The following is an 8,642-nucleotide window of genomic DNA, read 5'->3' as shown; positions in this document are numbered from 1 at the left end:
ATATTATATTATCTCAAAATATTGATTATTCATGTAGAAATGGTGTTACTGTATCTAATGGGATACTTTTATTATATAGTTTATTAGTATTATTAGCTTTTGGTACGATTTATAATGTTTTTTTTAGAAGATATGTAAATCGACTTTCTAAAAGAGAATGTAATATATTGTTGGTAGTAGGATGTATTATTTTGTTTATTTTACAATTGTACATTGCTTATAATATTTATTTTTTACCAGGATGGGATGCTGGTATTTTAAGAGATGCTTCGACTTATTTTGCTAATGATCATATATTAGATACACAAAATATATATTATTCTTATTTAGCGCAATATCCAAATAATGTGTTTTTAACATTTATTTTTACTATTATTAAACAAGTAATTATGTTTTTAGGAAATGATAATATTGATTTTTCATTAGTAATATTGAGTGTTTTGTTATTAAATCTATCAGCTTGGTTTATCACTAAATGTGCAGCTATCATATTTAAAGATCGATATTATTCAATATTAACGTTATTCATTTATTCTATATATGTTGCTTTATCACCGTGGATGGTTATTCCTTATTCAGATACTTGTTCAATTATTTTTACAATTATGGTACTGTATTTTTATTTGAATAGGAAGAATATGAATCTATATCTTGCATATGGGCTTATTTTTTCTTTATCATTAATAGGCTATTTGATTAAACCGACATGTATTATTGTATTAATTGCAATTGTAGTAATTGAGTCCTGTAAATTTATATTTTATAATAATAGGGAAAAGCAAAAGTGCAGTAAATATTTATTGGTTTTACTTTCCGGTATGATAATTTTTGTATCATTAAGAAGTTTATCCTATAATTATTTAGGTTATAAAAGAAGTGAGGCAAATGAATTTCCTTTTACTCATTTTTTGATGATGGGAATGAATCCGGTAACAAGAGGTGTGTATTATGGCGAAGATGTTGCTTATACAAGTTCATTTATTGGGAAAGATAAAAAAATAAATGCAAATTTAAAAATGGTTAAGAATAGATTAAATGATTATGGTATTAGTGGATATTTCAAACTTTTAAGTGAGAAATTAATGACAAATTATAATGATGGAACATTTGCATGGGGCGTAGAAGGAAATTTTTATGCTGAAATTTTAAAATTACCTAATAAAACTGCTGCTAAAACCTTGCGAGATATTTATTATTCGAATGGAAAATATCATAGTGGATATGAGGTTTATCAACAGGCTATTTGGATGATGATTTTATTTTTTGTTTTGTTTTCGGTTAAAAGACTTGCTAATGATATAGAAAAAGATTTATATGTTATTGTTTTAACAGTTATAGGGATAACATTGTTTTTGTTGTTATTTGAATCAAGGGCAAGGTATTTATTTTTGTATTTACCTTATTATATTTTATTGGCTGTTGTTGGAATACAATGCTTTATTAAATTTATGCATATGAAATTAGTATCAAGATAATAAAAGTTATTTTTTGATTGCGAAAAAATAAGTTTTGAGCGATAGATTGAATAATTTAGCACTTTTATATTGACAGTGCTAAGATGTTGTATTAAAATATCTTTAGCACAGAAGAAAGATGAGTGCTAATATAAGAATGGAGATGTAATTATGGCTGAAAAAAAACAATTTAAAGCAGAATCAAAAAGATTATTAGATTTAATGATTAATTCTATTTATACACATAAAGAAATTTTCTTACGTGAATTGATTTCTAATGCAAGTGATGCAAGTGATAAATTATATTATAAAGCACTTACAGAAAATATTTCTTCAATTAATCGCAATGATTTAAAAATTATGATTGAAATCGATAAAGAAAATCGTGTTTTAACTATTAAAGATAATGGAATTGGGATGGATAAAGATGAATTAGAAACACATCTTGGAACTATTGCTAATAGTGGTTCATTTGAGTTTAAAAATGAAAATGAACATGATGATATTGATATTATCGGACAATTTGGTGTTGGTTTCTATGCAGCTTTCATGGTGGCAAAAAAAGTAGAAGTGATTTCTAAAAAATATGGAACTGAGCAAGGATATACTTGGGTATCTGAAGTTAGTGATGGCTATGAGATTTTTGAAACTAATGTTGCTGATCATGGAACTACAATTAAATTATACTTAAAAGATAATACGGATGATGATAACTATGATGAATATTTAAATCAATATCATATTCGTGATTTAGTTAAAAAATATTCTGATTACGTGCATTATCCAATTAATATGGATATGACAGTTTCAAAGAAAAAAGATGATAGTGATGAATACGAAGATGTTATTGAAAATCAAACATTAAATTCAATGGTACCATTATGGAAACGTAATAAAAAAGATATTACTGATGAAGAATATAATGATTTCTACAAAGATAAATTTAATGATTTTAATGATCCGTTGAAAGTGATTCATAGCCGAGTAGAAGGTAACGTTTCATATGATTCATTATTATTTATTCCTTCAAAACCACCAATGAATTATTATTCAAATGAATATGAAAAAGGGTTACAATTATATTCACGTGGTGTCTTCATCATGGATAAAGCTAGTGAATTAGTTCCTGAACATTTCCGCTTTGTTAAAGGATTGGTTGATTCAGAAGACTTATCATTAAATATTTCAAGAGAAATGTTACAACACGACCGTCAATTAAAAGTAATTGCTGATAAAATTGAAAAGAAAATTCAATCAGAATTAGAAACAATGTTGAAAAAAGATCGTGTAAAATATGAAGAATTCTTTAATAGTTTTGGTTTACAATTAAAGTTTGGTATTTATAATAGCTATGGAATGTTAAAAGAAAAATTACAAGATCTGCTATTATATTATTCTAGTAAAGAAGAAAAACTTATTACCTTAGCGGAATATATTGAACATATGCCTGAAGGTCAAAAGGAAATTTATTTTGCAAGTGGTGAAACTCGTGAAAAGATTGCCACTTTACCACAAGTAGAAGTAGTCAAAGACAAAGGATATGATGTTCTATATTTAACAGATAATGTAGATGAATTCTGTTTCCAAATGATGCGTGATTATAAAGAAAAACCATTTAAATCAGTAGCTCAGGGTGATTTGGATATTGAAAGTGAAGAAGAGAAAAAAGAATTAGAAAAAACTAATGAAGAAAATAAGGATTTATTAACAGCAATTAAAGATTCATTAGGGGATAAAGTAGTTGAAGTAAAAATATCATCTCGTTTAAAATCACATCCAGTTTGTCTAGTATCTAGTGACGGTGTTTCTTTTGAAATGGAGAAGGTTTTAAATCAAATGCCTGATGGTCAAGGAGTTAAAGCAGGACGAATTTTAGAAATTAATCCTAATCATGATATTTTTAATGCAATGAAGAAAGTTTATGAAAATAATCAAGATAAAGTAGCAGATTATGCTAGTATTTTATATGATCAAGCATTGTTGATTGAAGGATTCTCAATTGATAATCCAGTAGATTTTTCAAATAAGATTTGTGATTTAATGATTGAATTAAATAAATAAGAATCGGGCTATCAGCCCGATTTTATGATATAATTACTTTGTTGGAGGGAAGAATATGAAATTAGATACAATAATTAATACACGAAGAAGCATCCGTAAATATAAAAATCAGCCAATAGAATTAGAAAAAATAAAAACAATCATTAAAGCTGCAATCGAAGCAGAATCATGGAAAAATAGTCAGACCGCTCGATATCATATCATTACTTCAAAAAAGTTATTAGCTCAATTTAAGGAAACATGTCTACCGGCATTTAATCAAGAAAACTGTAAAGATGCACCAGTTTTAATTGTTTCTACTTTTATAAAGGATCGTTCTGGATTTGAACGGGATGGTAGTGCTAGTAATGAATTAGAGAATGGTTGGGGATGTTATGATTTAGGGATTCATAATCAAAATTTGATTTTAAAAGCAACTGAATTAGGAATAGGCAGTTTAATAATGGGGATTCGTGATGAGAAAAAAATCAGAATATTATTAAATATTCCTGAACAAGAAATAATTGTGTCGGTAATTGCTTTAGGAATTAGTGATATTGAACCCGAAAAGCCGAAACGTAAAAATATAGAGGAGATATGTAAATTTTATTAGTTACTATTTTAAATAGTAACTTTTTTTGCATTTTTATTGATTTTAAATAAAATTGTCTATATAATTTAATCATACCCCCATAGGAGGGGTTAGGAGGGATTATGAAGAAAAAATATAGTGTTAAAGGAATGACGTGTTCTGCATGTGAAAGTCATGTATATAATAGTGTTTGTAAGTTGCCGGGAGTTAATAGTGTTGAGGTTAATTTGTTGACAAATTCAATGAATGTTGAATTTGATGAAAATCAAATTAATGATTCATTAATTATTAAGGCGGTTAAAGATGGTGGTTATCAAGCAAGTATATTTGAAGAAAGTCTAATTAATGATGATGAATTAGTTAAATTAAAAAAAAGTTTGATTTATTGTTTTATAGCATTAGGGTTATTGATGTATGTGTCAATGTCGGTAATGTTTAATTACCCTATACCATTATTTATTAAAGAAAATAGCTTTACAAATATTATTTTACAAATTATTTTCTTGATTCCAATTTTGATTTTAAAAAAAGAATATTTTATTAATGGATTTAAAAATTTGATTCATTTTGATCCGACAATGGATTCATTGATTGCTTTAGGTGCAGGAGCAGCTATTGTATATAGTATTTATTCTATTGTTTTGACTTTAACAGGTACGATGATGAAAATGCATCTTGTTCATAATGTTTACTTTGAATCTGCAGGAATGATTATTACATTGATTAGCTTTGGTAAATATCTTGAAGCACGTTCAAAGAAAAAAACAACTGATGCAATCAGTAAGTTATTAGAATTGGCTCCTGATGTAGCCTGTCGAGTTAATGGTGGAAAAGAGGAAATAGTTAAGATTTCTGAACTTGTAATTAATGATAAGGTGCTAGTAAAAGCTAATGAAACTGTGCCTGTTGATGGAAAAATAATTCAGGGATTTAGTTCAATTGATGAGTCCATGATTACAGGTGAAAGTTTACCGGTTGAAAAAGAGATTAATAGTTTAGTTATTGGTGGAACTAATAATCTACAGGGGAGTTTTGTTTATCAAGTAACGAAAACAGTTGAAGATAGTACACTGGCTAAAATTATCGAATTAGTTGAAGAAGCTTCGAGTTCAAAAGCACCGATGACTAGAGCGATTGATAAAGTTGTTAAGTATTTTGTACCAACCGTAATAGTTATTGCAATATTGACATTTGTTTATTGGATGATAGTAGGAAATGGACTTAATTTTGCTATTACTAGTGCTATTGCAGTATTGGTTATTTCTTGTCCATGTGCATTGGGACTAGCAACCCCAGTAGCGATTATGGTTTCAACAGGAGTAGGAGCAACTAATGGAATTTTAATAAAGAGTGCTAGTGTGTTAGAAAATGAAAATAATATCGATGTTGTTGTTTTTGATAAGACAGGAACACTTACTCAAGGTAAAGCTAAAGTTAGTGATATTTATAGTGATAGTTTAAGTGATAAAGAAATAATTAAAATTATTGCTTCATTAGAAAAAGGCTCTAGTCATGTTTTAGCTGATGCTTTTATTCAAAAAGCAAAGGAATTAAATGTTGAGTTAGTTGAAATAAATGCTTTTGAATCATTAAGTGGTTTAGGTATTAAAGGAAATGTTTTAAATCAAGAGTATCTAGTTGGTAATCTTAGAATGATTAAAGAAAATGAGATCGATTATAGTGATTATCAAAATCAAATTGATGATCTTGTAGCTCAAGGAAAGACATTAGTGTTTTTAGCAAAGCAAAATAAGTTAATAGGCTTAGTTAGTATTTTTGACGATATCAAGTTAACAAGTAAACAGGCAATCCAGCGCCTAAAAGAAATGCAAATCAAAACTGTGATGCTAACTGGTGATTTAAAAGCTGCTGCTAAGGCTATCAATCAACAGCTGGGACTAGATGAGGTTATCGCAGAAGTCTTGCCACAGGACAAAGAAAGTGTCATTAAAAGATTACAAGAGCAGGGGAATAGTGTTATGATGGTAGGTGATGGTATCAATGATGCTCCAGCTTTAGTACGCAGTGATGTAGGAGTTGCGATTGGTAAAGGAAATGATATTGCAATTGATGCTGCTGATGTTATTTTGATGAAAGATGATATACGTGATATTGTTTCTTCGATCGAATTGTCAAAAAAGACTATTTTAAATATTAAAGAAAATCTTTTCTGGGCATTCATCTATAATGTGGTTGGTATTCCCATTGCCGCAGGTGTTTTTTACAATTTATTTGGATTGCGTTTAGATGCGATGATTGGTTCGTTATGTATGTCACTGTCATCTGTTTGCGTAGTAAGTAATGCTTTAAGATTAAAAAGATTTAAACCATATTATAAAAAGGAGAATAATAAAGTGAAAAAAGAAATTATTATTGAAGGAATGATGTGTGCAATGTGCAAAAAACATGTTGAAGAGGCTTTGAATGGTTTAGCTGATACAAATGCTACAGTTAATTTAGAGGCTAAAAATGCAATTGTTGAAACTGAATTAGATGATAGTGTTTTACAAGGTGTAATTGAAAAAGCTGGTTATAAAGTAGTGGAAATTAAAAATGTCTAATAAAAAAGTTTTGTTACGTTTAAAAACTGCCCGAGGACAGATCGATGCGGTTATTAAAATGATTGAAGAAGAGCGTTATTGTATTGACATCTCAAATCAGTTATTAGCGATTCAGTCATTAATAAAGAATGCAAATAATGAAGTTTTATCTAATCATTTAAATCATTGTGTAAAAAATGCAGTTAATGAACATGATGCAGACCAAAAGATTGATGAAGTAATTAAATTATTGTCTAAATTATAAACCTCTATTTTAAACAGAGGTTAATAGTTAAAATCAAGTATTTTTTGATAGTTATCATCTTTTAATAAATCTAGTGTTGTTTGAACAATAATCAATTGATTGTTTTTTACAAAAATAATACTATCATAATTAATGTCAGATGAAAGTAAATAGCCATTAGCTATTTGCTTTTTCTTTTTATAGTTATTGGTTTTTAAATAATTATCCAAATTTTTATTAGCTTTTTCATTAGAGTTAAAACGATAATAATTAATTTTCAGAGCATTTTCATCATTGCTTTCAAAATAACTATAAGATTTATTAATTAATAAACTGGAACTTTCAGTATATGTTTTACTACGGTTACTAGTATAGCCTAAATCATTCAATGATAAGATGTTATCATTAATTGGAGTATTTTTTCTTTCTATAATGTCTAAACTAAAACCACAAATAATAATTAAAATGGTAATTATAAATAACCAATTTGATAAGATAAAACGATATTCCTGGTTATTATTTATTGTAAAAGATGTTTGTTTAGTTAAAGTGTTTTTAATTTTTTCTGTTTGTATATAATTGTTAAAGAAGCGAACAATTAAAGATAAACAAAATAATAGTGGTGCATAATGGAGTAGTATAGAACCATTAGTAATGAATTCATTAGGATCGTTGTTAATGAAAACATTGGGAATTAATAGGAATGATAGAAATAAGGCAGTAAAAACAAATAAAATATTAGTTAATGTTTTATTTGTTTTAAAATATTGAAGTAATTGAGTATTGTTAGTTTCTTTGATTTTTATATTTTTTGTTGCTTTAAAAATATAGATTTTTCTTGATTTACCAATAAATTCATAACCATGATCAACATAATTCATTAACCAGTTATCGCGTTGTTCACGATTACTTAATTTACTTTTTTTATCAGGAACAAAAATATCAGTTTTATAATAAAAACGTTTATTATCATGTTTAAAGATAGTAAACATATCAGCATTATTACAGTTATAACCTAGTTTAGATAGATTATTGAGTTTATCTTCTAATAGTTTGTAATCGCTAGCATCATAATTAGTTAATTTAAATTTCATATATAACTCCTTTTTCTTCTATAATATAGATTATCATTTTTTTTGATAATAATAAAGTAAAACCATGCTATGCATGGTTTTACTTAGAAAAAGCTGATTCTGGTTCTTCATTAACATATGCCGATTCTTCAAGAATATAAGCTTCAGCAATATTTTGACAATGGTCGCCCATTCTTTCTAGGTTTGCTAAAATATCTACATATGTAGAATTGACTAGAGTGGATTTTTCAATTTTATGACTAACGCGTTTAATATGACGCTGTTTAGCTTTTTTATTAAAATAATCAAGATCAGCTTCTTTTTCATCTACATAATCTATGTCGTCAAGAATGTGACCATCAAAAGCTTTAATAGCATGGTTTAACATATCGATAACCATATCCATCATTGTTTCTAAATCTTTTCTTGCTTCATCTGAAAAATCTTCTTTTTCATCATAGATAGCTTCATAATATTTTACAATATTAATACATAAATCTCCGATACGTTCTAAATCTTTAATTGTTTTCATATTAGCTAAATAATCATTTGAATCATGATCATTTAATGTTTCATGAGAAATTAATACAAGATAATCAGTTATTTTAGTGTCTAGGGTATTTATTGCATTTTCCATCTCATAACCACTGTCTTTAGCAATACTGTTTTTATTGTTAAAATAAGCACGAATTCCTTCAA

7 protein-coding genes are annotated in these 8,642 nt (G+C 27.3%); 5 read left to right on the top strand and 2 right to left on the bottom strand.

Annotated features, from left to right (window positions below):
- From ACLR9T_RS12800 to ACLR9T_RS12780, 5 genes are all read left to right on the top strand, one after another.
- The coding region (locus tag ACLR9T_RS12800; protein WP_413109894.1) for a hypothetical protein at positions 1-1,475 on the top strand (1,475 nt) is incomplete at its 5' end.
- A gap of 150 nt (positions 1,476-1,625) precedes the next feature.
- Entirely contained in the window at positions 1,626-3,515 is a 1,890-nt protein-coding gene (htpG, locus tag ACLR9T_RS12795) for a molecular chaperone HtpG (protein ID WP_413109893.1), read from the top strand.
- A 55-nt stretch (positions 3,516-3,570) separates the two neighbouring features.
- Positions 3,571-4,107, top strand: coding sequence for a nitroreductase family protein (locus ACLR9T_RS12790; protein ID WP_413109892.1), 537 nt, complete (start codon positions 3,571-3,573; stop codon positions 4,105-4,107).
- A gap of 101 nt (positions 4,108-4,208) precedes the next feature.
- Positions 4,209-6,647, top strand: a complete 2,439-nt coding sequence (locus tag ACLR9T_RS12785; protein ID WP_413109891.1) for a heavy metal translocating P-type ATPase — start codon at positions 4,209-4,211, stop codon at positions 6,645-6,647.
- Complete coding sequence (locus ACLR9T_RS12780; protein WP_413109890.1) at positions 6,640-6,891, top strand: metal-sensing transcriptional repressor; 252 nt, start codon at positions 6,640-6,642, stop codon at positions 6,889-6,891. Before ACLR9T_RS12785 ends, ACLR9T_RS12780 begins: the two co-directional genes overlap by 8 nt.
- Positions 6,892-6,911: 20 nt before the next feature.
- On the opposite strand, the gene ACLR9T_RS12775 is transcribed toward ACLR9T_RS12780, so the two are convergent.
- Positions 6,912-7,964, bottom strand: coding sequence for a DUF2812 domain-containing protein (locus ACLR9T_RS12775; protein ID WP_413109889.1), 1,053 nt, complete (start codon positions 7,962-7,964; stop codon positions 6,912-6,914).
- A 79-nt stretch (positions 7,965-8,043) separates the two neighbouring features.
- Positions 8,044-8,642, bottom strand: a 599-nt coding sequence (locus ACLR9T_RS12770; protein WP_413109888.1) for a PhoU domain-containing protein, incomplete at its 5' end; no start/stop codon positions are given.

Origin of the sequence: Thomasclavelia sp. (genome assembly GCF_047249845.1) — a bacterium.
Lineage (GTDB): Bacteria > Bacillota_I > Bacilli_A > Erysipelotrichales > Coprobacillaceae > Thomasclavelia.
The sequence above is the reverse complement of the archived record's forward strand: the minus strand, read 5'-3'. Positions and strand labels throughout refer to the sequence as shown.